This window comes from Streptomyces sp. NPDC051563 (genome assembly GCF_044454225.1).
Taxonomy (GTDB): Bacteria; Actinomycetota; Actinomycetes; order Streptomycetales; family Streptomycetaceae; genus Streptomyces.
In genome coordinates, this window is record NZ_JBITDL010000025.1 from 101,084 (window position 1) to 125,639 (window position 24,556).

The following is a 24,556-nucleotide window of genomic DNA, read 5'->3' on the forward strand; positions in this document are numbered from 1 at the left end:
CTCGCCCCCCGGCCCGGCTGCCCCCACGCCGCTGCGCGGCGCCCCGCCCCCCCCCCCCCCCCCCCCCGGCCCCCGGGCCCCCCCCGCCCCGGGGGGGGGGCCCCCCCCCCCCACCCCCGCTCCTCAAACGCCGGAGGGGCTGGATTTGGCCGGGCGCGGCCTGGATGTGCGGGCACCCGCGAACCGAATCCAGCCGGACGCCAGCCAAAATCCAGCCCCGCCGGCGTTTGAGGAGCGGGGTCTGGGGCGGAGCCCCAGGGGTCCGGGCGCAGCCCGGACCCCTCCCCAGCCCGTCCGGCGCTTGAGGACCGGGCTTCCGGGCAGCACCCGGGGGCACCCCCAGCCCCGCCGGCGTTTGCGGCGCGGGGTCCGGGCGGCGCCCGGGGAACGGTGGAAGGGCGGGTAGGGGAACTCCGCCCCGCGCAGCGGCACTCCCCGGCGGGCGGCCCCGCGCAGCGGCACCCGTACCCCGGGATGCGGCAGAGGGTGCGGCCCCCGTGCCCGGGCGGGAGGCGGCCCCACGCAGCGGTACCCGCACCCCGGGCTGCAGCAGAGGGTGCGGCACCCGTTACTCCGGGCTGCGGCGGAGGCGCAGAAACCGCGCCCGTGTGGGAGCCGGCCCCGTGCAGCGGGGGTTACGTGGGCTGGAGGGTGAGGGCGTAGCGGCGGGCCTGGCGGGGGCCGCCGGGGATCGGGATGCGGGTGGTCAGGGTCATGCCCAGACGCTCCGCCACCGCGATCGAGCGGACGTTCGCGTCATCCACCATCGCCACGACATCCGCCACCCCAGCCCCCCGCACCCGCTCCAGCGCGGCCAGCGCAGCCGCGTAGGCGTACCCCCGCCCCCACGCGGAGCGGGCGAGCCGCCAGCCGATCTCGATCTCCCCGACGGGCCCCCACCCCTTGGACTCCGGCCAGGGCTGGGCTCCGGTGAAGCCGATGACCTCGCCGTTCTCGTCCAGCAGCGTCCACAGGCAGAAGCCCAGCCGGGCGTCGTGCATCCGCTGCCGGGCGGTGATTTCCTCGTAGAAGGAGAGCTCGGCCGGGCCGCCGAGGAACTCCATGACGTCGGGGTCGTGGAAGACCCGGTGCCAGGCGTGCGCGTCCTCGTCCGTGGGCACACGGAGCTGGACGGCGGGGAGCGGCCGGGTCGGCGAGGTGGTCACAGGGGCAGCCCTTCGGATCGCGATCTCTCTCGCTGCATAGACTGCACACGTTCTCGTGCCGTTGGGCACCCTTTACCGAGTTGTCGAGCCTTCGGGAGACCGCCGTGACCGAGCCCCTCTCCGAGCACTCCGCGGACGTGATCGTCGTCGGGGCCGGGCCCGCCGGCTCTACCACCGCCTATTACCTGGCCAAGGCCGGACTCGACGTCCTGCTCCTGGAGAAGACCGCGTTCCCGCGCGAGAAGGTCTGCGGCGACGGCCTGACCCCGCGCGCCACGAAGCAGCTCGTGTCGATGGGCATCGACATCTCCGAGGAGGCCGGCTGGCTGCGCAACAAGGGCCTGCGGATCATCGGCGGCGGCCAGCGGCTCCAGCTGGACTGGCCCGAGCTGGCGTCCTTCCCCGATTACGGACTCGTCCGCAAGCGCGACGACTTCGACGAGACCCTGGCCCGCCAGGCGCAGAAGGCCGGGGCCCGGCTGTACGAGCGCTGCAACGTCGGCGAGCCCGTCCGTGATCCCCGTACCGGCCACATCACCGGGGTGACGGCGAAGCTGGGCGAGGAGAAGACCCAGGTCACCTTTACCGCCCCGCTGGTGGTCGCCGCCGACGGCAACTCCTCCCGGCTGTCCCTGGCGATGGGCTTGCACCGCCGCGAGGACCGCCCGATGGGCGTGGCCGTACGCACCTACTTCACCTCGCCCCGGCACGACGACGACTACCTGGAGTCCTGGCTGGAGCTCTGGGACCGGCGCGGCGCCGAGGACCGGCTGCTGCCCGGCTACGGCTGGATCTTCGGCATGGGCGACGGCACCTCCAACGTCGGCCTCGGCATCCTCAACTCCTCCTCCGCCTTCAAGGAGCTGGACTGGCGCGAGGTCCTCAAGGCCTGGTGCGCCTCGATGCCGGAGGACTGGGGCTACACCCCCGAGAACATGACGCAGCCCATCCGCGGCGCGGCCCTGCCGATGGCCTTCAACCGGCAGCCGCACTACACCAAGGGGCTGCTGCTCGTCGGTGACGCGGGCGGGCTCGTCAACCCGTTCAACGGCGAGGGCATCGCCTATGCGATGGAGTCGGGCCAGATCGCCGCCGACGTCATCGTCCAGGCGCACTCCCGCGCCACCCCCGCCCTGCGCGAACTGACCCTGCACAGCTACCCGAAGGTCCTGAAGGAGACCTACGGCGGCTACTACACCCTGGGCCGCGCCTTCGTGAAGCTCATCGGCAACCCGAAGATCATGAAGGTCGCCGCCCAGCGCGGCCTGAGCCACCCCGTGCTGATGAAGTTCACCCTGAAGATGCTGGCCAACCTGACCGACCCCACGGGCGGCGACGCGATGGACCGCGTCATCAACGGCCTTTCGAAGGTCGCCCCCAAGGCCTGAGCCTGACCGGGCGTGCCGCGCGCGGGGGCTCGCGCAAGGGCTCGTACGGGCCCTCGCGCGGGGTCTCGTAGGGGATCTCGTACGGGGCCTCCTGCGCGGGCTCGTCCGGGCCGTGGACCAGGCGGATGCAGCGGGTCAGGAGGACCAGGCCGCAGACCATCAGGGTGCCGGAGGCCGTCCAGTCCAGGGTGAGGGTGAGCGGGGAGCCGGGCTTCTGCCAGGGGCGGGTGGTGGTCAGCAGCCAGCCGCCGAGGGAGAGCAGGCCGAGCCCGGCCGCGGCCGGGACGGCGCCGGTGCCGGGGGTTTCGTCGGACGGGCTGGTCGTCACGGATCACCACTTCCTGGGGCGACTCGGGCGCGCTCGCCCGGAGCCATCCTCTCAGGGCGACGCCGGTTCGGCACGAGGCGCCCGCCAGGCGGGACGGGGCGGCAAGTCGGTTTCCAGGCAAGAAGATTGGCTGACCAGCTGGTGAGAAGGCCTTGTCCCCGGTACCGGACGGGCTGTTGAATTTCCGAGAGTGAACAGGTCTTCCGGCATCCGCTCCCGTCCGCTCCTCCGTCCCGCCCTCCCGGCCGCCGTCCTGCTGGCGCTCGTCCTGGCCGGCTGTTCGGATCCCGGTGCCGCCGGCGGTGGCGGCGCGCACGGGGAGCCGGAGCTCGGCGAGGTGCCGGTCGCCCCGGCCGCGGCCTCCATCTCGCTGCCCCTCGACGCGTACACGGACACCGACGCCGAGACGGTCCGCATGGGGCAGGTGCAGCAGCGGCTGCTCTCCCGCTGCATGGCCCGGTACGGGTTCCCGTACGAGGAGGTCAGGCCCTCCGACCCGGCCGGTGCGCAGGGGTCCGACGGCCGGCACCTGGTCCTCTTCGGGGCCACCGATCCGGAGTTCGCCGCCGCCCACGGCTACGACCTGACGGCCGGCAAGGGCCGGCCGGTCAGGCCCCCGGCGGCCCCGCTGAGCGAGAGCGCCGCCCTCGTCATGCACGGCGAACGGCCGGGCGGGGCGCAGGGAGCCGCGCAGCCCCCGGACGCCGCGAACGAGGAAGAGGCCGCGAAGGTGGACAGCGGCATCGACGTCGGCGGGCAGAAGGTGCCGCCCGGCGGGTGCATCCGGGAGGCGTACCGCAAGCTGTACGCGCCGACGAAGGACAGCGTCGACCTGCTGTTCCCGTTCGGGCTGGCATCCGAGGCGCACGAACGCTCCAAGGGCGATTCGCGGGTGGCCGCGGTACTGAGGAACTGGTCGGCGTGCATGGAGAAGTCCGGGTACGGCGGCCTGAAGGATCCCTACGAGGTCGTCCAGAAGCTGGGCCTGGAGGCCGATCCGGGCGGGCCCAAGGCCGTCACCGCGGCGAAGGCCGATGTCGCCTGCAAGCGCGAGGTGAACCTGGTGGGCATCTGGACGGCGGTCGAGGTGGCGTACCAGAAGCGGCTGGTGGAGGAGCAGGCCGAGACCCTCGCGCTGTACAAGAAGCAGCGCGAGGCCCGCTACCGGCTGGCGGCCAAGCTCTCCTGAGCCGGGTGCGGGGCCTTCAGGAGGGCCGGGGCAGGCACGTGCGGAACGCGTCGAGGCGGTCCTTCTTGAGGGACTGCCACTGCTCCGAGGTGCCCCCCTCCTTCTGGGTCGCCTCTCCGGTGACCGGATCCGGGTCCGGATACCAGGAGATGCCGTGGGCCCGCATGCACTCGGAGCCCTTGCGCGCGGCGGCGAGTTCCTGCGGGCTCACCTGTACGGGGGCTGCGGGCGAGGGGAGCAGGGACAGGCAGGCCTTCTGCGCCTCGGGGTACTGCGGGCTCTCCTTCTCCACGAAGTGCGGCGCGCCGTTCTCCCCGTAGGAGATGGTCATTCCGTGCTGTTCCATGCACCGGTAGAACGGGACGTCATCCGCCGCGAGCGACGGTGTGGCGCTCGGACCGGGCGTAAGCCCGGGCGTTCCCGCGGCGGAGTTCTTCCCCGGAACTGCTCCGCTTCCGCATCCGGTCAGTGCGAGGCACAAAAGGAGTGACGAGGATATTTCGCGTACACGCACGAGGTCGTTTCCCTTGCGGTCGGCGGGGTGGAGGGGCGCGTCCGTGTGGGGGAGGGGCGGAAGGCCGCGGGAGAGCGTAATCGCGTGCCGACAGGACCGACAAGTCCGGTACGCGCCATGGTGGTTATGGCCTGATCAGCCGAGAAGAAGCTTGCCTCGAAGGAGTCCGGACGGTTTAATCCCGGCCGGAATCAATTCCCTGAAGATGGAGAAAAGGCTCATGAGCAAGGCACTTAACAGAATTGCCGCCGGCTGCACCGCCGCGGTATCCGTGGGCGCCGTTCTTCTGGCGGTGGCCGGACCGGCGGCCGCCAACACGGAGCGGAACGGGTATCTGGAAACCAGCGAGTTCGGGCTTTACTACAACTCCAACCAGGGCGGCTGTGTCTTCGACCTGATGTCCTCGGACTGGAACTTCTACAACAACCTCTTCGTCGGGCCGGAGGACTGCGCCGGCCGGAACCGGGTGACGAACGACGACACCGCGTCCTACCGCAACCGGGACACCTACACGTGGAAGGTGGGCACCGACCCGAACCTCGCCGGTCTGGTCGGCGCGCTCCCCCCGGGCTACGTGGGCAACGCCAGCGCCAACTTCAAGAACAAGATCACCTCGGCCACGTTCCTCGACTGACGGAACGACACGACACGGAACGACACGACACGGAGCGACACGACACGAGGCGGGGCGGCCCGCGCGGCTGCCTCGTGGGGCCCGGGCGGCGTGCAGGCGCCCCTCAGAGGCCCCGGGACCATCCGGGAGCCTCCCGGAGCCCCGGCGGCCACAGGAGCCCCAGGACGGCCGAAAGGCCGGTACCCCACCCCCGAGCGGGGGAGTACCGGCCTTTCGTGCGTCACCGGGAGCGGCCCGGGACTGCGGGGAGATGTCAGAGGATGCGCACGGCACCCGTCGGCTTGTCGTAGCTCATGGAGCGCTCGACGATGCCGGTGCTGGGGTTCTGGGCGCCGACGAACTTGCCGCCGCCGACGTAGATGGCGACGTGGTACGCGCTGCCCTTGGAGCCCCAGTACAGGACGTCGCCCGGCTGAAGGGCGCTCAGGGAGACCGAGGTGCCGGCCGAGGACTGCGCCTGCGACATGCGCGGCAGGCTGATGCCGGCCTGGCGGTACGCGGCCTGGACCAGGCCCGAGCAGTCGAACGAGGACGGGCCGGTGCCGCCGCTGACGTACGCCTTGCCGACCTGCGCGCGGGCGAAGTTCACGATGGCGGCGGCGGAGCCGGTCGCCGGGGCCGTGACGGTGCCCTTGCCCTGCGAGGAGTCCGCGGAGGAGGAGCCGCCCGAGTTCGACCCGGAGTTGCTCTGGATCGAGACGCGGGCCGAGCTGCGGTTGGCGCGCTCGGCCTCGGCCTTGCGGTCCGCCTCGGCCTTCGCCTTGGTCTCGGCGTCGGCCTTCTGCTGGGCGTCGGCCTTCAGCTGCTTGGCCTCGGCGGCGGCGCCCGTGCGGGCGGTCTCCTCCAGGGCGTTGAGCTCGCCGTCGACGGCGGCGGCGCGGGTGTTCTCCGCGGCCGTGGCCACGGACGAGGACACCTCGGCGCTCAGGTCCAGGTTGAGGACCGGCATTTCGAGGGTGGTCTCGTGCACGGGCTCGGCGGAGGGGGTGGCGCTCGCCGTGCCGGCCATGGCCAGGGTGCTGAGGACGCCACCGGCAACTCCGGCGCGGACCGCGAGCTTCGAAGCGCTGCGGCGGGGCTTCCGGTGGCTGGGTATGTGAGCGGTGAGGGACATGGGACAACCGCTATCAGGGCCTCACGGTTCCGTTCAAGAAACGTGGTCTGCGCCACAGTTGTGCGCGAAGCGGGCTAACCGGGCGCGTCGGACCTCTTATTGACGCCGTAACGGGCGAAACGGACAGCCGCTCACAAGGCTGTGATCATGGGGTTTCAGCAATAAGTCCGAATTGATCCCGGGCCTACCATCCACCTGCACAGATGGCCAAGCCCTCTTTCGGCGGCTCGAATTCCGAGTGGCGCAGGTCACAGAAGCATCACGCGATGCGGACGCTGTGGCCCTCCTGTGATCGAACCGTGAACGCGCCGCCGGGTCGATGGCGGGCCGATGGCGGGTCGATGACGGGCCACCGCCGGGTCGGGACCGCCTCGCGCTCACACCGCGACGGCTCGCAAGCGCTCGCGGCGGGGTCGCCGGCTCGGCTCCGGAGCCGTCCGCGCCGGGTCCCTGGAGCGCCGTTTCCCCGAGTTAGTGAATGCATGCACGCGTCCACTTCCGTCCGCGCGAGGTCCCCCGACCGGGGGATGCCGATCCCTTTATCATCACGCACGCCACCGTGCCAATTTGCGTGCAGTGGCCACGATTTGATAGTGCAACAGGCCCTCCACCTGCAACGACAGGTGCGGATGTCACCTTTGGTGATCATGTGGATGCTTCACGTATGAAGATCACCACTCATTGGGCTTCATGATCGTTCGTCAGGTGGTGGAGATCACAAACTCGTTGTTGTAACCCGTGTCGCAGATCACAGATGGGCGGGCATAAGATGCGCACCAGTCCGGCTTGTGAACTGCCTCACATGCGAGGCGGGGCGCGCGGCGCCGGCAGCGGTCCAACGGTCAAGGACGACTGGAAGGAGCGAGGAGCGTGAATGCGTACGCGCCCATCCTCGTGCTCGGCGCCCTCGGCGCAGGGTTTGCGATCTTCTCCGTGGTCATGGCCACGCTGATCGGTCCAAAACGGTACAACCGGGCAAAACTTGAAGCGTACGAGTGCGGCATCGAGCCCACTCCCATGCCCGCCGGCGGCGGCCGCTTCCCCATCAAGTACTACCTGACGGCGATGCTCTTCATCGTCTTCGACATCGAGGTTGTCTTCCTCTACCCCTGGGCGGTCACCTTCGACTCGCTGGGGATCTTCGGGCTCGTCGAGATGCTCCTCTTCGTGCTCACCGTCTTCGTCGCCTACGCCTACGTATGGCGCCGCGGCGGCCTGGAATGGGACTGAGGGGCTGAATTTTCCATGGGACTGGAAGAGAAGCTGCCGAGCGGCTTTCTGCTGACCACCGTCGAACAGGCCGCGGGATGGGTGCGCAAGGCGTCCGTCTTCCCGGCCACCTTCGGCCTGGCCTGCTGCGCCATCGAGATGATGACCACCGGAGCGGGCCGGTACGACCTGGCCCGCTTCGGCATGGAGGTCTTCCGCGGATCCCCGCGCCAGGCCGACCTGATGATCGTGGCCGGCCGGGTCAGCCAGAAGATGGCGCCGGTGCTGCGGCAGGTGTACGACCAGATGCCCGCTCCCAAGTGGGTCATCTCTATGGGTGTTTGTGCGTCTTCAGGCGGAATGTTCAACAACTACGCGATCGTCCAGGGCGTCGACCACATCGTCCCCGTGGACATCTACCTGCCCGGCTGCCCGCCCCGCCCCGAGATGCTGCTGGACGCGATCCTCAAGCTCCACCAGAAGATCCAGGGATCGAAGCTCGGCGTGAACCGGGAAGAGGCGGCCCGAGAGGCGGAGGAGGCGGCCCTCAAGGCGCTCCCCACCATTGAGATGAAGGGGCTCCTGCGGTGAGCGAGGACCCGGCCGTGCAGAACGGCCCCCAAGCCGGCGACGGCAACAACGTGCCCGCACCCCGAGGTGCCACCGGCCCCGAGGTGATCGGCGTCCGCAAGGGCATGTTCGGCGCCAGCAGCGGCGGCGACACCAGCGGCTACGGCGGCCTCGTGCGGACCGTGGCCCTGCCCGGCGCCAGCGCCCGCCCCTACGGCTCGTACTTCGACGAGGTCGTCGACGAGCTCGAAGGAGCGCTGGAGGAGCAGGACCTCGTCCCGGAGAACGCGATCGAGAAGGTGGTCGTCGACCGGGCGGAGCTGACCCTCCACATCGCGCGCGAGCACCTCCTCCTCGTCGCGAAGACCCTGCGCGACGACCCGGCGCTGCGCTTCGAGCTCTGCACCGGGGTCAGCGGGGTGCACTTCCAGGACGACAAGGGCCGCGAGCTGCACGCCGTCTACCACCTGCGCTCGCTCACCCACGGCCGGATCGTCCGCCTGGAGGTCACCGCCCCGGACGCCGACCCGCACGTCCCCTCGATCGTCTCCGTCTACCCGACGAACGACTGGCACGAGCGCGAGACGTACGACTTCTTCGGCCTGATCTTCGACGGGCACCCGGCCCTCACCCGGATCATGATGCCGGACGACTGGCAGGGGTTCCCGCAGCGCAAGGACTACCCGCTCGGCGGCATCGCCATCGAGTACAAGGGCGCCCAGATCCCGGCTCCCGACCAGCGGAGGTCGTACAGCTGATGAGCACGCAACCGAATCACGCAGCCGATCACGCCTCCGCCCGCGAGACGACCGAAGGCACCGTCTACACCGTCACCGGCGGCGACTGGGACGAGATCGTCCAGTCGGCGGCCCGCGCGGACGACGAGCGGATCGTCGTCAACATGGGCCCCCAGCACCCCTCCACCCACGGAGTGCTCCGCCTGATCCTGGAGATCGACGGCGAGACGGTCACCGAGGCCCGCTGCGGCATCGGCTACCTCCACACCGGCATCGAGAAGAACCTCGAATACCGGAACTGGACGCAGGGCACCACCTTCGTCACGCGCATGGACTACCTGACGCCGTTCTTCAACGAGACGGCGTACTGCCTGGGCGTGGAGAAGCTGCTCGGCATCACCGATCAGATCCCGGACCGCGCCTCCGCCATCCGCGTCCTGCTGATGGAGCTCAACCGGCTCTCCTCCCACCTGGTGTGCATCGCCACCGGCGGCATGGAGCTCGGCGCGACCACGATCATGATCTACGGGTTCCGCGACCGCGAGCTGATCCTCGACGTGTTCGAGCTGATCACCGGCCTGCGCATGAACCACGCGTTCATCCGCCCCGGCGGCCTCGCGCAGGACCTGCCCCCGGGCGCCGTGGATCAGCTCCGCGAGTTCGTGAAGACCATGAAGAAGAACCTGCCGGAGTACGACAAGCTCGCCACCGGCAACCCCATCTTCAAGGCCCGCATGCAGGACGTCGGCTACCTCGACCTCACCGGCTGCATGGCGCTCGGCGCCACCGGCCCGATCCTGCGCTCCGCCGGCCTCCCGCACGACCTGCGCAAGACGGACCCGTACTGCGGCTACGAGAACTACGAGTTCGACGTGCCGACCACCGAGTCCTGCGACTCCTACGGGCGGTTCCTGGTCCGCCTGGAGGAGATGCGCCAGTCCCTGCGGATCGTCGAGCAGTGCCTGGACCGGCTGGAGCCGGGCCCGGTCATGGTCGCCGACAAGAAGATCGCCTGGCCCGCGCAGCTCGCGATGGGACCCGACGGGCTCGGCAACTCGCTCGACCACATCAAGCAGATCATGGGCACCTCCATGGAGTCCCTCATCCACCACTTCAAGCTGGTGACCGAGGGCTTCCGGGTACCGGCCGGCCAGGCCTACGCGGCCGTGGAGTCGCCCAAGGGCGAGCTCGGCGTGCACGTCGTCTCCGACGGCGGCACCCGCCCCTACCGGGTCCACTTCCGCGACCCGTCCTTCACCAACCTGCAGGCCATGGCGGCGATGTGCGAGGGCGGCCAGATCGCCGACGTCATCGTGGCCGTCGCCTCCATCGACCCCGTGATGGGAGGCGTCGACCGATGACGGCCAATCAGCCCGTATCAGGGGTGAGCCTGGGCATGCCCCAGCTTCCGGCACCCGACTTCGCGCCGGACGTCCGCGCCCGGCTCGAAGCGGACGCGAAGGAGGTCATCGCCCGCTACCCCGACAGCCGCTCCGCGCTGCTGCCGCTGCTCCACCTCATCCAGTCGGAGGAGGGCTACGTCTCGCGCACCGGCATCCGGTTCTGCGCCGACGTACTGGGCCTGACCACCGCCGAGGTCACGGCCGTGGCGACCTTCTACACGATGTACCGGCGCAAGCCCTCCGGGGACTACCAGGTCGGGGTCTGCACGAACACCCTGTGCGCGGTCATGGGCGGCGACGCCATCTTCGAGGAGCTCAAGGAGCACCTCGGGGTCGGCAACAACGAGACCACCGCCGACGGCAAGGTCACCCTCGAACACATCGAGTGCAACGCGGCCTGCGACTACGCCCCCGTGGTGATGGTCAACTGGGAGTTCTTCGACAACCAGACCCCCGAGTCCGCCAAGGCCATGGTGGACGACCTGCTGGCCGGCCGCACCGTCGAGCCGACCCGGGGCGCGCCGCTGTGCACGTACAAGGAGACCGCCCGGATCCTGGCGGGCTTCCCCGACGAGCGCGAAGGCGCCGTCGAGGCGAGCGGCGGCGCCGGCCACGCCTCCCTGATCGGCCTGCGCATCGCGCGCGGCGAAGCCCCGCACGCCCCGGTCGTGCACCCGCGCGGCGAGGCCACCATCGAGGGAGGGGAGTAATGAGCGTGTCGACCGAACTGAGCAAGAACGGCACGAGTCCGGAGAAGCTCCTCGCGCCGGTCCTGTCGGCGTTCTGGGACGAGCCGCAGTCGTGGACGCTGGAGACCTACCGGCGCCACGAGGGCTACGAGGGCCTGCGCAAGGCGCTCGCGATGACCCCGGACGACCTCATCGCCTACGTGAAGGACTCGGGCCTGCGCGGCCGCGGCGGCGCGGGCTTCCCCACCGGCATGAAGTGGCAGTTCATCCCGCAGGGCGACGGCAAGCCGCACTACCTCGTCGTGAACGCGGACGAGTCGGAGCCGGGCACCTGCAAGGACATCCCGCTCCTCTTCGCCAACCCGCACTCCCTCATCGAGGGAATGATCATCGCCTGCTACGCGATCCGCTCGGAGCACGCCTTCATCTACCTGCGCGGCGAGACCGTCCCGGTGCTGAGGCGCCTGCACGAGGCCGTGCGCGAGGCGTACGAGGCCGGGTACCTCGGGGAGAACATCCTCGGCAGCGGCCTCAAGCTCGACATCACCGTGCACGCGGGCGCGGGCGCCTACATCTGCGGCGAGGAAACGGCCCTCCTGGACTCCCTCGAAGGACGCCGCGGCCAGCCCCGGCTGCGTCCGCCCTTCCCCGCGGTGGAAGGCCTCTACGCCTGCCCCACCGTGGTGAACAACGTGGAGTCGATCGCCTCGGTTCCCGCGATCCTGAACAAGGGCAAGGACTGGTTCAAGTCGATGGGGACCGAGAAGTCCCCCGGCTTCACCCTGTACTCGCTCTCGGGCCACGTGGTCGGCCCCGGCCAGTACGAGGCTCCGCTCGGGATCACCCTGCGCCAGCTCCTCGACATGAGCGGCGGCATGCGCCCCGGGCACCGGCTGAAGTTCTGGACCCCGGGCGGCTCCTCCACCCCGATGTTCACCGAGGAGCACCTCGACGTCCCCCTCGACTACGAGGGCGTCGGCGCGGCCGGCTCCATGCTCGGCACCAAGGCCCTGCAGTGCTTCGACGAGACGACCTGCGTGGTGCGGGCGGTGACCCGCTGGACCGAGTTCTACGCCCACGAGTCCTGCGGCAAGTGCACGCCCTGCCGCGAAGGCACTTACTGGCTGGTCCAGTTGCTCCGCGACATCGAAGCGGGCAAGGGGGTCATGTCGGACCTGGACAAGCTGAACGACATCGCCGACAACATCAACGGCAAGTCGTTCTGCGCGCTCGGCGACGGCGCCGCCAGCCCCATCTTCTCCTCGCTCAAGTACTTCCGCGCGGAGTACGAGCAGCACATCACGGGCAAGGGCTGCCCCTTCGACCCCAAGAAGTCGACCCTCTGGGCCGACACGGAGGTGACCGCATGACCGTGACCACCACAGCGGCCTCCGGCGGCGGGGAAGCGGCGGTCCCGCCCGTGGACCACATCTCCCTGACCATCGACGGCATCGAACTGTCGGTGCCCAAGGGGACCCTGGTCATCCGGGCCGCCGAACAGCTCGGCATCGAGATCCCCCGGTTCTGCGACCACCCCCTCCTCTCCCCGGCCGGCGCCTGCCGACAGTGCATCGTCGAGGTCGAGGGCCAGCGCAAGCCGATGGCCTCCTGCACCATCACCTGCACCGACGGCATGGTCGTCAAGACCCAGCTGACCTCCGAGGTCGCCGACAAGGCCCAGCGCGGGGTGATGGAGCTGCTGCTCATCAACCACCCGCTGGACTGCCCCGTCTGCGACAAGGGCGGCGAGTGCCCGCTGCAGAACCAGGCGATGTCCCACGGCAACGCCGAATCGCGTTTCGAAGGCAAGAAGCGCACCTACGAGAAGCCGGTACCGATCTCCACCCAGGTGCTGCTGGACCGCGAGCGGTGCGTGCTGTGCGCGCGCTGCACCCGCTTCTCCAACGAGATCGCCGGCGACCCGATGATCGAACTCCTGGAGCGCGGCGCGCTCCAGCAGGTCGGCACCGGCGAGGACGACCCCTTCGAGTCGTACTTCTCCGGCAACACCATCCAGATCTGCCCGGTCGGCGCCCTCACCTCGGCCGCCTACCGGTTCCGCTCCCGCCCCTTCGACCTGGTCTCCTCCCCGAGCGTGTGCGAGCACTGCGCGGGCGGCTGCGCGACCCGCACCGACCACCGCCGCGGCAAGGTGCTGCGCCGGATGGCCGCCGAGGACCCCGAGGTCAACGAGGAGTGGATCTGCGACAAGGGCCGCTTCGGGTTCCGCTACGCGCAGCGCCCCGACCGGCTCACCACCCCGCTGGTCCGCGGCAGCGACGGGGTCCTGGCCCCGGCCAGCTGGCCCGAGGCCCTGGAGGCCGCGGCCGCCGGGCTGGCCGCCGCGCGCGGCCGGGCCGGAGTGCTGACCGGCGGACGCCTCACCGTCGAGGACGCCTACGCGTACGCCAAGTTCGCCCGGGTCGTGCTCGACACCAACGACATCGACTTCCGGGCCCGGGTGCACAGCGCGGAGGAGACCGAGTTCCTGGCCGCCACCGTCGCCGGCACCGGCATCGACCTCGACGGGCACGGAGTCACCAACACCTCCCTGGAGGCGGCCCCGGCCGTGCTCCTCGTCGGCATCGAGGCAGAGGAGGAGGCCCCCGGGGTCTTCCTGCGGCTGCGCAAGGCCCACCGCAAGCACAAGCAGCGGACCTTCGCCCTCGCCCCCTTCGCCACGCGCGGGCTGGAGAAGGCCGGCGGCACCTGGCTCGCCGCCGCCCCCGGCACCGAGCCCGAGTGGCTCAACGCCCTCGCCTCGCAGGCCGGCCTGGAGGACGGCGGCCAGGCCGCCGCCGACGCGCTGCGCCTGCCCGGCGCCGTCATCGTGGTCGGGGAGCGCCTCGCGGGCGTGCCCGGCGCGCTGACCGCCGCCGTCCGGGCCGCCACCGCCAGCGGCGCCACCCTGGTGTGGATCCCGCGCCGGGCCGGAGAGCGGGCCGCCGTCGAAGCGGGCGCGCTGCCGTCCCTGCTGCCGGGCGCCCGTCCCGCCACCGACCCGCGGGCCCGCGACGAGGTCGCCACCGCCTGGGGCCTGGACGAGCTCCCGCACCGCTACGGCCGCGACACCGGCCAGATCATCGAGGCCGCGGCGACCCGGGAACTGTCCGCCCTGCTGGTCGCGGGCGTCGAGCTCGCCGACCTGCCGGACCCGGCCCGCGCCAGGGCCGCGCTCCAGGAGGCCTTCGTGGTCTCCCTGGAACTGCGCCCCGGCGAGGTCACCGACCTCGCGGACGTGGTCTTCCCGGTCGCCGCCGTCGCCGAGAAGCCCGGCGCCTTCATCAACTGGGAGGGCAGGGTCCGGCCGTTCGAGGCCGCGCTCAAGCCCGAGCAGATGACCCGCCGGCTCGCCCCCGCCGACTCCCGCGTGCTGCACATGCTGGCCGACGCGGCCGACCGGCCGATCGCGCTGCCCGACGTACACGCCGTACGCCGGGAGCTCGACGGACTCGGCCCGTGGGCCGGGGAGCGCGCCGCCGGACAGCCCGGAGACCGGGACCTGCTGCCCCGTCCCGGCGCGGGAGAGGCGGTCCTCGCGGGCCACCGGCTCCTCCTCGACCAGGGCCTCCTCCAGGACGGCGACGAGGCCCTGGCCGGCACCCGGCACGAGGCCAGCGCCCGCCTGTCGGCCGCCACGGCCGCCGAGACCGGCGTCAAGAACGGCGACGTCCTCGCGGTGACCGGGCCCGCCGGCTCCGTGGAACTGCCGCTGCGCATCACCGAGATGCCCGACCGGGTGGTCTGGCTCCCGATGAACTCCACCGGCTCCGGGGTCCTCGCCGACACCGGAGCCCGCCCGGGGGCCCTGGTCCGCATCGGCCCGGCCACCCCGGCCGACACCAGCGACTCCCCTGCGGAGGTGGGCGCGTGAACACCGTTCAGATCGCCGCCGAAGACCTCTCCCTGTTCGGCAGGGACGTCTGGTGGCTCGTCGTCGTCAAGGCGGTGTTCTGCTTCGCCTTCCTGATGGTGACCGTGCTCTTCTCCATCGTGTGGGAGCGCAAGGTCGTCGCCTGGATGCAGCTGCGCATCGGCCCCAACCGGCACGGCCCCTGGGGCATGCTCCAGTCGCTCGCCGACGGCGTGAAGCTCATGCTGAAGGAAGACATCATCGTCAAGCGGGCCGACAAGGTCGTCTTCGTCCTTGCCCCGATCATCGCGGCGATCCCGGCCTTCATGGCCATCGCGGTGATCCCCTTCGGCCCCTCGGGCAACGAGGTCTCCATCTTCGGCCAGCGCACCACGATGCAGCTCACCGACCTGCCCATCGCGATGCTCTACATCCTCGCGGTGGCCTCGGTCGGCATCTACGGCATCGTCCTGGCCGGCTGGTCCTCCGGCTCCACGTACCCGCTCCTCGGCGGACTGCGCTCCTGCGCGCAGATGATCTCCTACGAGATCGCGATGGGCGCGGCCTTCGCCTCGGTCTTCCTCTACTCCGGGTCGATGTCGACCTCGAAGATCGTCGAAGCGCAGGCGGACCGCTGGTACATCATCCTGCTGCCGGTCTCCTTCATCATCTACGTCATCACGATGGTCGGCGAGACGAACCGCGCCCCCTTCGACATGCCGGAGTCCGAGGGCGACCTGGTCGGCGGCTTCAACACCGAGTACTCCTCGATCAAGTTCGCGCTGTTCATGCTCGCCGAGTACGTCAACATGGTCACCGTCTCCGCGGTCTCCGTCACCCTGTTCCTGGGCGGCTGGCGGGCCCCGGCGCCGATCTCCACGTACTGGGAGGGCGCGAACCACGGCTGGTGGCCGATGCTCTGGTTCGTCATCAAGGTCCAGTTGCTCCTCTTCTTCTTCATCTGGCTCCGCGGCACGCTCCCGCGCGTGCGCTACGACCAGCTGATGAAGCTCGGCTGGAAGGTGCTCATCCCGGTCTCCGTGGTGTGGCTGATGCTGGTCGCCACCGTCCGGGCGCTGCGCAACGAGAACTACGACTTCCAGGAGATCGTGCTCTACGTCGGCGGCGGGGTCATCGCGCTCCTGCTGCTGTCCTTCGTCGCGGACCTGTTCCGCGACAAGAAGGAGAAGACGGCCCTCGCGGACGCCGAACTGGCGGCCGCCGCCGAACCCTTCGACCCCCTGGCGGGCGGATTCCCCGTACCGCCCAAGCCCGGCCAGCACCTGGCACCCGTACCGCGCAGGCGGCCCCGCAGTGAGCGGGAGCTCATTGTCAGTGGCGCGGCGAATACTGACAGTGACCGAGAGGAGGGTGCTGAGAATGTCTGACAAGTCTGATGCCGAGCAGGGCGAGAAGTGGCAGAACCCGGTGGCCGGCTTCGGCGTGACCTTCAAGGCCATGTTCAAGAAGCGCCTCACCGAGCAGTACCCGGAGCAGGAAAAGACCACCGCACCCCGCTTCCACGGGCGGCACCAGCTCAACCGCCACCCGGACGGTCTGGAGAAGTGCATCGGGTGCGAGCTGTGCGCCTGGGCCTGTCCCGCCGACGCGATCTACGTCGAGGGCGCGGACAACACCGAGGAGGAGCGCTACTCCCCGGGTGAGCGGTACGGCCGGGTCTACCAGATCAACTACGCCCGCTGCATCCTGTGCGGGCTGTGCGTCGAGGCGTGCCCGACCAGGGCGCTGACCATGACGAACGAGTTCGAACTGGCCGACTCCAGCCGCGAAGCGCTCATCTACACCAAGGAGCAGCTGCTCTCCGGTCTCACCGAGGGCATGGTCGAGGCACCGCACTCGATCTTCCCCGGCACCGATGACACGGACTACTACCGCGGGCTGGTGACCGGGGCGGCTCCCGGCACGGTTCGCCAGGTGGCCGTCTCCAAGGGCGAGGTCGCCGACAACAGCGCCGAGGGGGTGGGGGCATGAGCGCCCTCGCCGCGGCCGCCACCCTCACCTCCTCCGGTGAAGCGGTCCAGTTCTGGGTCCTCGGCACGGTCGCCGTCATCGGCGCGCTGGCCACGATCCTCATGAAGAAGGCCGTGCACAGCGCGCTGAGCCTGGCCGGGACGATGATCATCCTGGCGGTCTTCTACCTGGCCAACGGGGCGTACTTCCTCGGCATCGTCCAGGTCGTCGTCTACACCGGCGCGATCATGATGCTCTTCCTCTTCGTCGTCATGCTCGTCGGCGTCACCGCCGCGGACTCGCTGACCGAGACCATCAAGGGACAGCGCTGGCTGGCCGTCCTGTGCGGACTCGGCTTCGGCATCCTGCTCATCGCGGGCATCGCCAACGCCAAGCTCACCCACTTCAACGGACTGGGCCGGATCAACTCCGGCGGACACGTCGAAGGCCTGGCCACGCTGATCTTCACCAAGTACGTGTTCGCCTTCGAGATCACCGGCGCCCTGCTGATCACGGCAGCCGTCGGCGCGATGGTGCTCACCCACCGCGAGCGCACCGAGCGCGCCGCCACCCAGCGCGAGCTCGCCGAGCGCCGCGTACGCGAGGGCGTCCAGCTCCCGCCGCTGCCCGCACCCGGGGTCTACGCCCGGCACAACGCCGTCGACGTCGCGGGCCTGCTGCCGGACGGCACCCCCTCCGAGCTCACCGTCAACCAGACGCTGCGCGGCCGCGGCCAGATCAGGGACGTCTCCGCCAAGGCCCTGGACGACCTGAAGGCCCTGGAACAGCGGTCGTCCGAGCGGCTCGGCCGCGATGCGAGCGAGCTCGGCCGCGACGCACGTGAGGAGGCCTCGAAGTGAACCCGGTCAACTACCTGTACCTGTCCGCGCTGCTGTTCACCATCGGGGCGGCCGGAGTCCTGATCCGGAAGAACGCGATCGTGCTGTTCATGTGCGTGGAGCTCATGCTCAACGCCTGCAACCTCGCCTTCGTGACCTTCTCCCGGATGCACGGCAACCTCGACGGCCAGATCATCGCGTTCTTCACGATGGTCGTCGCCGCCGCCGAGGTCGTGGTGGGCCTCGCGATCATCGTGTTGCTGTTCCGTACCCGCCACTCGGCCTCGGTCGACGACGCCAGCCTGATGAAGCTGTAAGGGGCGTTCACAGTGGAGAACCTGATTGTGCTGCTGATCGCAGCGCCCCTGCTCGGAGCGGCGGTGCTGCTCTGCGGCGGCCGCCGCCTCGACAAGGTGGGGCACTGGCTCGGCACCCTGCTCGCCGCCGTCTCCTTCGGGACCGGCGTCGTCCTCTTCGCCGACATGCTCGGCCGCGGAGCCGAGGACCGCACTCTGCACCAGCGGCTGTTCACCTGGATCCCCGTCGAGGGCTTCCAGGCCGACATGGCCTTCCAGCTGGACCAGTTGTCGATGACGTTCGTCCTGCTGATCTCCGGCGTGGGCACGCTCATCCACATCTACTCCATCGGCTACATGGAGCACGACGAGCGGCGCCGCCGCTTCTTCGGCTACCTCAACCTGTTCGTCGCGGCCATGCTCCTGCTGGTCCTCGCCGACAACTACCTGCTGCTGTACTTCGGCTGGGAGGGCGTGGGCCTCGCCTCGTACCTCCTGATCGGCTTCTGGCAGCACAAGCCCAGCGCGGCCACCGCCGCCAAGAAGGCCTTCCTGGTCAACCGCGTCGGCGACATCGGCCTCTCGATCGCCATCATGCTGATGTTCACCACGTTCGGGACCTTCGCCTTCGGCCCGGTCCTCGGCTCGGCGGACAACGCCTCGGAGGGCAAGCTGACGGCGATCGGCCTGATGCTGCTGCTCGCCGCCTGCGGCAAGTCGGCCCAGGTGCCGCTGCAGTCCTGGCTCGGCGACGCGATGGAGGGCCCGACCCCGGTCTCGGCCCTCATCCACGCCGCGACCATGGTCACCGCCGGCGTCTACCTGATCGTCCGCTCGGGCGCCATCTTCAACGGGGCTCCCGACGCCCAGCTGGTCGTCACCATCGTCGGCGCCGTCACGCTCCTCTTCGGTGCGATCGTCGGTTGCGCGAAGGACGACATCAAGAAGGCCCTCGCCGGCTCGACGATGTCGCAGATCGGCTACATGATCCTGGCGGCCGGCCTCGGCCCGATCGGGTACGTGTTCGCGATCATGCACCTGGTCACGCACGGGTTCTTCAAGGCGGGCCTCTTCCTCGGCGCCGGTTCCGTGATGCACGGGATGAACGACGAGGTCGACATGCGCAAGTACGGCGGCCTGCGGAAGTACATGCCGGTCACCTTCGTCACCTTCGGCCTCGGCTACCTCGCCATCATCGGCTTCCCGGGCCTGTCGGGCTTCTTCTCCAAGGACAAGATCATCGAGGCGGCCTTCGCGAAGGGCGGCACCGAGGGCTGGATCCTGGGCGGGGTGGCCCTGCTGGGCGCGGCGATCACCGCCTTCTACATGACCCGCGTCATGCTCCTCACCTTCTTCGGCGAGAAGCGCTGGCAGCCGGACTCGGAAGGCCACGCGCCGCACCCGCACGAGTCCCCGAAGACCATGACCATCCCGATGATCGTGCTCGCCTTCGGCTCGGTCTTCGCGGGCGGCTTCTTCGGGATCGGCGACCGCTTCCTGAAGTGGCTGGAGCCCGTCACCGGACACCAGCACGGACACCCGCCGGTCAGCGCCGTGACGGTCACCGCGGCCACCATGGTGGTCCTCGTCATCGGTGTCGCCATCGCCTGGGTGATGTACGGCAAGAAGCCCGTCCCGGTCATCGCCCCGCGCGGCTCGCTCCTCACCCGGGCGGCCCGACGGGACCTCTACCAGGACGACTTCAACCACGTGGTCCTGGTCCGCGGCGGGGAGCACCTGACCCGCTCCCTCGTCTACGTCGACCACAGCCTGGTCGACGGCGTGGTCAACGGGACGGCCGCCGGAGTCGGCGGTCTGTCGGGCCGGCTGCGCAAGCTGCAGAACGGCTACGCCCGCAGCTACGCGGTCTCGATGTTCGGAGGCACGGCGATCCTCATCGCCGCGACCCTGCTGATGAGGGCGGTGTGAGATGAGTTTCCCGCTTCTGACGGTGACGGCCGCGGTCCCCGCGGTCGGTGCGATCCTGACGGCGGCCGTCCCGGCCGCCCGCCGGACCGCCGCCAAATGGCTCGCCCTGCTCTTCTCGCTGGCGACCCTGGCGCTGGCCGTGCTCGTCGCGGTCCGCTTCGAGCCCGGCGGCGACCGCTACCAGCTCACCGAATCGCGCTCCTGGATCGCCGACTTCGGCGTCCGCTACGAGCTGGGCGTCGACGGCATCGGGGTGGTGCTCATCGCACTCACCGCGCTGCTGATCCCCTTCGTGATCGCGGCCGGCTGGCACGACGCCGACCCGCTGGAGACCAACTCGTCGCGCTGGCGGCCGACCCAGGGCTTCTTCGCCCTGATCCTGCTGGTCGAGGCGATGGTGATCATCTCCTTCGAGGCCACCGACGTCTTCCTCTTCTACATCTTCTTCGAAGCCATGCTCATCCCGATGTACTTCCTCATCGGCGGCTTCGGCGACCGGGCCCACGCCGGGTCCGACGAGAACGCCGCCGCGCAGCGCTCGTACGCGGCGGTCAAGTTCCTCCTCTACAACCTGGTCGGCGGCCTCATCATGCTGGCCGCCGTCATCGGGCTCTACGTGGTCGCCGGGAACTTCTCGCTCCAGGAGATCACCGCCGCCCGCGCCGCGGGCACGCTCGACATGTCGACCAACACCGAGCGGCTGCTGTTCCTCGGCTTCTTCTTCGCCTTCGCGGTGAAGGCCCCGCTGTGGCCGCTGCACACCTGGCTGCCGAACGCGATGGGCGAGGCCACGGCCCCGGTCGCCGTCCTGATCACCGCGGTCGTCGACAAGGTCGGCACCTTCGCGATGCTGCGCTTCTGCCTCGGGCTCTTCCCCGAGGCCAGCAAGTGGGCCACGCCGGTCATCCTGGTCCTGGCCCTGATCAGCATCGTCTACGGCGCGCTGGTCGCGGTCGGCCAGCGGGACATCAAGCGGCTGGTGGCGTACGCCTCCATCTCGCACTTCGGCTTCATCATCCTGGGCATCTTCGCGATGACCTCCCAGGGCCAGTCCGGCGCGACGCTCTACATGGTCAACCACGGGATCTCGACGGCGGCGCTCATGCTGGTCGCCGGCTTCCTGATCTCCCGGCGCGGCTCCCGGCTCATCGCCGACTACGGCGGCGTGCAGAAGGTGGCCCCGGTCCTGGCCGGCACCTTCCTCATCGGCGGCCTGGCCACGCTCTCGCTCCCCGGCCTCGCGCCGTTCGTCAGCGAGTTCCTGGTCCTGGTCGGCACCTTCGCCCGGTACCCGGTCGTCGGCATTATCGCCACCGTCGGCATCGTGCTGGCGGCGCTCTACACGCTGGTCCTCTACCAGCGCACCATGACCGGCCCGGTCAAGGAGGAGGTCCGCACCATGCCGGACCTGCGCCTGCGGGAGGTCCTGGTGGTCGCCCCGCTGATCGCGCTGCTGATCGGACTGGGCGTCTACCCGAAGGTCCTGACCGACATCGTCAACCCGGCGGTGAAGCACACCATGTCGGACGTCAAGCAGACGGACCCGAAGCCCGAGGTGGCTGTCGAGGCCAAGAATGGGGAGGAGTCGAAGTGAGCACCCTGACTGCTGCCCAGAACCTGCTGCCGAACCTGGCGGCCGCGGCCCCGATCGACAAGATCCCGGCCCCGCACATCGAATACGCCCAGCTGTCGCCCACGCTCATCGTGCTGGGCGCGGCGATCATCGGAGTCCTCGTCGAGGCCTTCGTACCGCGCAAGGCCCGGTACTACACCCAGGTGTTCCTCGCCGTCGCCGCGCTGGCCTCGGCCTTCGCGGCGGTCGTCGGACTCGCCGCCGGCGGGTACGGCAGCTCCAAGGCGCACATCGCGGCCATGGGCGCCGTGGCCGTCGACGGACCGGCGCTGTTCCTCCAGGGCACCATCATCCTGGCCTCCGTCGTGGCGATCTTCACCTTCGCCGAGCGGCGCCTGGACCCGGCCGCCCACGGCAACCGCGTGGACTCCTTCGCCGCGCAGGCGGCGTCCGTCCCGGGCAGCGAGAGCGAGAAGGAAGCCGTCAAGGCCGGCTTCACCACCACCGAGGTCTTCCCGCTCGCCCTGTTCGCGATCTCCGGCATGCTGATCTTCCCCGCGGCCAACGACCTGCTGACGCTGTTCGTGGCCCTGGAGGTCTTCTCCCTCCCGCTGTACCTGCTCTGCGCCGTCGCCCGCCGCCAGCGGCTGATGTCGCAGGAGGCGGCCGTCAAGTACTTCCTGCTCGGCGCCTTCTCCTCCGCCTTCCTCCTCTTCGGCATCGCCCTCGTCTACGGGTACGCCGGCTCGGTCTCCTACGCGGCGATCGCGGACGTCGTCGACGGAACCGTGGCGAACATCGACCCGGCGCTCGCCGACACCATGGGCAACGACGCACTGCTGCTGATCGGCGGCGCGCTGATCCTGATGGGCCTGCTCTTCAAGGTCGGCGCGGTCCCCTTCCACATGTGGACCCCGGACGTCTACCAGGGCGCCCCCACCCCGGTCACCGGCTTCATGGCGGCGGCGACGAAGGTGGCCGCCTTCGGCGCCCTCCTCCGTCTCCTCTACGTCGTCCTGCCCGGCCTGCGCTGGGACTGGCGGCCGGTCATGTGGGGCGTCGCGATCGTCACGATGCTGGCGGGCGCGGTCATCGCGGTCACCCAGACCGACGTCAAGCGGCTCCTCGCCTACTCCTCCATCGCGCACGCCGGCTTCATCCTGGCCGGTGTGATCGCCACCTCGGCGGAGGGCGTCCAGTCCGTCCTCTTCTACCTGGCGGCCTACTCCTTCGTGACGATCGGCGCCTTCGCGGTGGTCACGCTGGTGCGCGACGCGGGCGGCGAGGCCACGCACCTGTCCAAGTGGGCCGGCCTCGGACGTCGTTCGCCCCTCACGGCGGCGGTCTTCGCGGTCTTCCTGCTCGCCTTCGCGGGCATCCCGCTGACCTCCGGCTTCGCCGGCAAGTTCGCCGTGTTCAAGGCGGCGGCGGAGGGCGGTGCGGGAGCACTGGTCGTGGTCGGTGTCATCTCGTCCGCGATCGCCGCGTTCTTCTACATCCGGGTGATCGTCCTGATGTTCTTCAGCGAGCCGAAGGCGGACGGCCCCACGGTCGCCGTCCCGTCCCCGCTGACGATGACGACGATCGCGGTGGGCGTCGCGGTCACGGTGGTGCTGGGCGTGGCCCCGCAGTACTTCCTGGATCTGGCGGGCAGCGCGAGCACCTTCGTCCGCTGACCCGACCGCACCGCGTACGGCCGAGGGCCCGGCTCCCCTTCAGGGGAGCCGGGCCCTTTGCCGTACCGGGTGGTGCTACGGCTGGGTGAAGTAGCCGAGGAGGTCGGTGATCACGTGGTTGGGGCCGCCGTGGCTGTTGAAGATGCTGACCTTGCCGCCGGGGCCGACGGGGGTCATGACGTGGTTGGGGACGGTGATGCCCGCCAGGGTGTTGAGGCTGCTTGCGCCGGGGCGGGTGTCGGAGCAGTGGGAGTCCGCGCCGTTGTTCACGAACAGGTCCGCCGGGGCAGCCGCGGCGGAAACCGCCGGGATGCCGAGGGCGGTGACGAGGCCCGCGGTGAGCAGGACCGCCGTACGAGTGGGACGCACCAGCAGTATTCCTTCAGGAAAGGGGCTGTGCGGATCTCGGTTCGGTGCGGCACTGCATAACGCGCGGAACGGCCCGTCCCCCCCCCAAGGGCACCAGGCGCATGAGAATCCACAGAGACGGTGGTCATCATCGCTGGTCGGGGGGCCGTTGTCACTCGCGAATTGAACGTGCTCGGCCCTCTTGGGGCTCGGGGCCGGGCGGGGCTGGGCTGGGCTGGGGGCTTCGGGCTCCGGGGAGCGCGGTTAGTGGCCGTGGTCGTGTGCGGCGGCGGGCTTCGTCGGGGTGTCGGGCTTGACGGGGCAGGTCAGGGCGGGGTTCCAGTTGTGGAAGCGGCCCGCCGGATTCTCCTTGTACGCCCACAGGTGCAGGTCGTAGTGCTTGGGCATGCCCGTCCAGTGCCCCGGCATCGGCCCGTCGAAGGGCAGGCCGAACATGGTCGGGCGGTCGTCGGTGGTCTTCATGTCCTGGTCCCGGTCGGCCGACATCCACTCCACGGTCTGGAGGGTGCGGCGGCCGTGCTCGTCCTTCTCGGAGCTGTAGAGGAGGGCGGCCGGCTTGCTCGGGTCCGTCGAGCCCCAGTTGGCTTCCTTGACGTAGTGGTAGCCCATGGCGCCCACCCCGAACGGGTTGGTCATGCACTCCATGCCGTGCGGGAGGTACCCGTCCTTGAGGGCCTCGCGCTCGTCCGCGTACTTGGCCGTCACCCGGATGGCCGTGGCCATGTCCCGCATGGCCTTCGCGTTCCTCGGGTCGGGGGCGGGTCCGTCCACGGCGTGAGCCGCCGGTACGGCGGCCGTGAGGGTGCCTGCCAGGCCGAGGGATATCGCGGCTGCGCAGCTCAGGAAGGCCTTGCGGGGGAGGAAGGGCATGGGAACTCCTGCCGTTCGGGTAGGGCTTCGGGGCTTTGGTCCACCATCCCGGTGGGGCGGGCGGGCTGCACGTGGCGGGGCTCCGAACGGGTGGCCGTCTGGTGCGGCGCCGTTGCCGGGGACTCTGTCCCCGGGCCCCTGCGCCTCAAGCGCCGGCGGGGCTGGGGTGTGCCGGGGCTCGGTGGCTGCGGGTGGGGGGCGGTGCCGGGGGCGGGGTGGGGTGTTGGCCTGGACTGCAT

The 24,556-nt window shown here is 70.1% G+C and carries 23 protein-coding genes; 17 read left to right on the forward strand and 6 right to left on the reverse strand.

Going from position 1 to position 24,556, the window contains the following annotated elements; genetic code table 11:
* Positions 1 to 635: 635 nt before the first annotated feature.
* The gene (locus ACIA8F_RS27730; protein WP_399382741.1) at positions 636 to 1,166 is read right to left on the reverse strand and encodes a GNAT family N-acetyltransferase; all 531 of its coding nucleotides are present in this window, start codon (positions 1,164 to 1,166) and stop codon (positions 636 to 638) included.
* A gap of 104 nt (positions 1,167 to 1,270) precedes the next feature.
* Here ACIA8F_RS27730 and ACIA8F_RS27735 point away from each other — a divergent pair, with 104 nt between their 5' ends.
* On the forward strand, positions 1,271 to 2,554 hold the full coding sequence (locus tag ACIA8F_RS27735) for a geranylgeranyl reductase family protein (protein ID WP_399382743.1): 1,284 nt from the start codon (positions 1,271 to 1,273) through the stop codon (positions 2,552 to 2,554).
* Here ACIA8F_RS27735 and ACIA8F_RS27740 read toward each other — a convergent pair.
* Entirely contained in the window at positions 2,520 to 2,882 is a 363-nt protein-coding gene (locus tag ACIA8F_RS27740) for a hypothetical protein (protein WP_399382745.1), read from the reverse strand. The genes ACIA8F_RS27735 and ACIA8F_RS27740 overlap by 35 nt on opposite strands.
* A 190-nt stretch (positions 2,883 to 3,072) precedes the next feature.
* Between ACIA8F_RS27740 and ACIA8F_RS27745 the strand changes: the two genes are divergently transcribed.
* Positions 3,073 to 4,071, forward strand: a complete 999-nt coding sequence (locus ACIA8F_RS27745; protein WP_399382746.1) for a hypothetical protein — start codon at positions 3,073 to 3,075, stop codon at positions 4,069 to 4,071.
* Positions 4,072 to 4,087: 16 nt separating this feature from the next.
* Here the strand turns inward: ACIA8F_RS27745 and ACIA8F_RS27750 are convergent, their stop codons facing one another.
* On the reverse strand, positions 4,088 to 4,417 hold the full coding sequence (locus ACIA8F_RS27750; protein ID WP_399382748.1) for a hypothetical protein: 330 nt from the start codon (positions 4,415 to 4,417) through the stop codon (positions 4,088 to 4,090).
* Between the two features lie 388 nt (positions 4,418 to 4,805).
* On the opposite strand from ACIA8F_RS27750, the gene ACIA8F_RS27755 reads away from it, so the two are divergent.
* Positions 4,806 to 5,219 carry a hypothetical protein gene (locus ACIA8F_RS27755; protein WP_399382749.1) on the forward strand — a complete coding sequence of 138 codons (414 nt, stop codon included), beginning with the start codon at positions 4,806 to 4,808 and terminating at the stop codon, positions 5,217 to 5,219.
* A gap of 253 nt (positions 5,220 to 5,472) precedes the next feature.
* Here ACIA8F_RS27755 and ACIA8F_RS27760 read toward each other — a convergent pair whose 3' ends face one another.
* Positions 5,473 to 6,333, reverse strand: a complete 861-nt coding sequence (locus tag ACIA8F_RS27760; RefSeq protein ID WP_399382751.1) for a C40 family peptidase — start codon at positions 6,331 to 6,333, stop codon at positions 5,473 to 5,475.
* An 870-nt stretch (positions 6,334 to 7,203) separates the two neighbouring features.
* On the opposite strand from ACIA8F_RS27760, the gene ACIA8F_RS27765 reads away from it, so the two are divergent.
* Genes ACIA8F_RS27765 through nuoN form a run of 14 tightly spaced genes read left to right on the forward strand, consistent with a single transcriptional unit; the run spans position 7,204 to position 23,078 of the window.
* On the forward strand, positions 7,204 to 7,563 hold the full coding sequence (locus ACIA8F_RS27765) for an NADH-quinone oxidoreductase subunit A (RefSeq protein WP_030010013.1): 360 nt from the start codon (positions 7,204 to 7,206) through the stop codon (positions 7,561 to 7,563).
* A 15-nt stretch (positions 7,564 to 7,578) separates the two neighbouring features.
* Positions 7,579 to 8,133, forward strand: a complete 555-nt coding sequence (locus tag ACIA8F_RS27770) for an NADH-quinone oxidoreductase subunit B family protein (protein ID WP_328300246.1) — start codon at positions 7,579 to 7,581, stop codon at positions 8,131 to 8,133.
* Positions 8,130 to 8,870 carry an NADH-quinone oxidoreductase subunit C gene (locus tag ACIA8F_RS27775; protein ID WP_399382753.1) on the forward strand — a complete coding sequence of 247 codons (741 nt, stop codon included), beginning with the start codon at positions 8,130 to 8,132 and terminating at the stop codon, positions 8,868 to 8,870. The genes ACIA8F_RS27770 and ACIA8F_RS27775 overlap by 4 nt, the downstream gene beginning before the upstream one ends.
* Positions 8,870 to 10,210, forward strand: coding sequence for an NADH-quinone oxidoreductase subunit D (locus ACIA8F_RS27780; RefSeq protein WP_399382754.1), 1,341 nt, complete (start codon positions 8,870 to 8,872; stop codon positions 10,208 to 10,210). Before ACIA8F_RS27775 ends, ACIA8F_RS27780 begins: the two co-directional genes overlap by 1 nt.
* Positions 10,207 to 10,962, forward strand: coding sequence for an NADH-quinone oxidoreductase subunit NuoE (gene nuoE, locus ACIA8F_RS27785; protein WP_399382755.1), 756 nt, complete (start codon positions 10,207 to 10,209; stop codon positions 10,960 to 10,962). The genes ACIA8F_RS27780 and nuoE overlap by 4 nt, the downstream gene beginning before the upstream one ends.
* A complete protein-coding gene (gene nuoF / locus ACIA8F_RS27790; protein ID WP_399382757.1) occupies positions 10,962 to 12,311 on the forward strand; it encodes an NADH-quinone oxidoreductase subunit NuoF in 1,350 nt (449 codons plus the stop codon). Before nuoE ends, nuoF begins: the two co-directional genes overlap by 1 nt.
* Positions 12,308 to 14,815 (forward strand): NADH-quinone oxidoreductase subunit G, encoded by a 2,508-nt coding sequence (locus ACIA8F_RS27795; protein ID WP_399382758.1) that lies wholly within the window; start codon positions 12,308 to 12,310, stop codon positions 14,813 to 14,815. Before nuoF ends, ACIA8F_RS27795 begins: the two co-directional genes overlap by 4 nt.
* On the forward strand, positions 14,812 to 16,182 hold the full coding sequence (nuoH, locus tag ACIA8F_RS27800) for an NADH-quinone oxidoreductase subunit NuoH (protein ID WP_383948695.1): 1,371 nt from the start codon (positions 14,812 to 14,814) through the stop codon (positions 16,180 to 16,182). Before ACIA8F_RS27795 ends, nuoH begins: the two co-directional genes overlap by 4 nt.
* Positions 16,175 to 16,786, forward strand: a complete 612-nt coding sequence (gene nuoI, locus ACIA8F_RS27805; RefSeq protein ID WP_399382760.1) for an NADH-quinone oxidoreductase subunit NuoI — start codon at positions 16,175 to 16,177, stop codon at positions 16,784 to 16,786. Before nuoH ends, nuoI begins: the two co-directional genes overlap by 8 nt.
* On the forward strand, positions 16,783 to 17,625 hold the full coding sequence (locus tag ACIA8F_RS27810) for an NADH-quinone oxidoreductase subunit J (RefSeq protein WP_399382762.1): 843 nt from the start codon (positions 16,783 to 16,785) through the stop codon (positions 17,623 to 17,625). The genes nuoI and ACIA8F_RS27810 overlap by 4 nt, the downstream gene beginning before the upstream one ends.
* Positions 17,622 to 17,921 carry an NADH-quinone oxidoreductase subunit NuoK gene (gene nuoK, locus ACIA8F_RS27815; protein WP_399382763.1) on the forward strand — a complete coding sequence of 100 codons (300 nt, stop codon included), beginning with the start codon at positions 17,622 to 17,624 and terminating at the stop codon, positions 17,919 to 17,921. The genes ACIA8F_RS27810 and nuoK overlap by 4 nt, the downstream gene beginning before the upstream one ends.
* Positions 17,922 to 17,933: 12 nt before the next feature.
* Positions 17,934 to 19,829, forward strand: a complete 1,896-nt coding sequence (gene nuoL / locus ACIA8F_RS27820; protein ID WP_399382765.1) for an NADH-quinone oxidoreductase subunit L — start codon at positions 17,934 to 17,936, stop codon at positions 19,827 to 19,829.
* 1 nt (position 19,830) lies between these two features.
* A complete protein-coding gene (locus tag ACIA8F_RS27825; protein WP_399382767.1) occupies positions 19,831 to 21,423 on the forward strand; it encodes an NADH-quinone oxidoreductase subunit M in 1,593 nt (530 codons plus the stop codon).
* Positions 21,424 to 21,458: 35 nt separating this feature from the next.
* Positions 21,459 to 23,078 (forward strand): NADH-quinone oxidoreductase subunit NuoN, encoded by a 1,620-nt coding sequence (gene nuoN / locus ACIA8F_RS27830; RefSeq protein ID WP_399382790.1) that lies wholly within the window; start codon positions 21,459 to 21,461, stop codon positions 23,076 to 23,078.
* A gap of 75 nt (positions 23,079 to 23,153) precedes the next feature.
* Here nuoN and ACIA8F_RS27835 read toward each other — a convergent pair whose 3' ends face one another.
* Both ACIA8F_RS27835 and ACIA8F_RS27840 read right to left on the reverse strand, forming a co-directional pair.
* Positions 23,154 to 23,447 (reverse strand): hypothetical protein, encoded by a 294-nt coding sequence (locus tag ACIA8F_RS27835; protein WP_399382768.1) that lies wholly within the window; start codon positions 23,445 to 23,447, stop codon positions 23,154 to 23,156.
* A 243-nt stretch (positions 23,448 to 23,690) separates the two neighbouring features.
* Entirely contained in the window at positions 23,691 to 24,317 is a 627-nt protein-coding gene (locus tag ACIA8F_RS27840; protein ID WP_399382769.1) for a hypothetical protein, read from the reverse strand.
* Positions 24,318 to 24,556 lie beyond the last annotated feature (239 nt).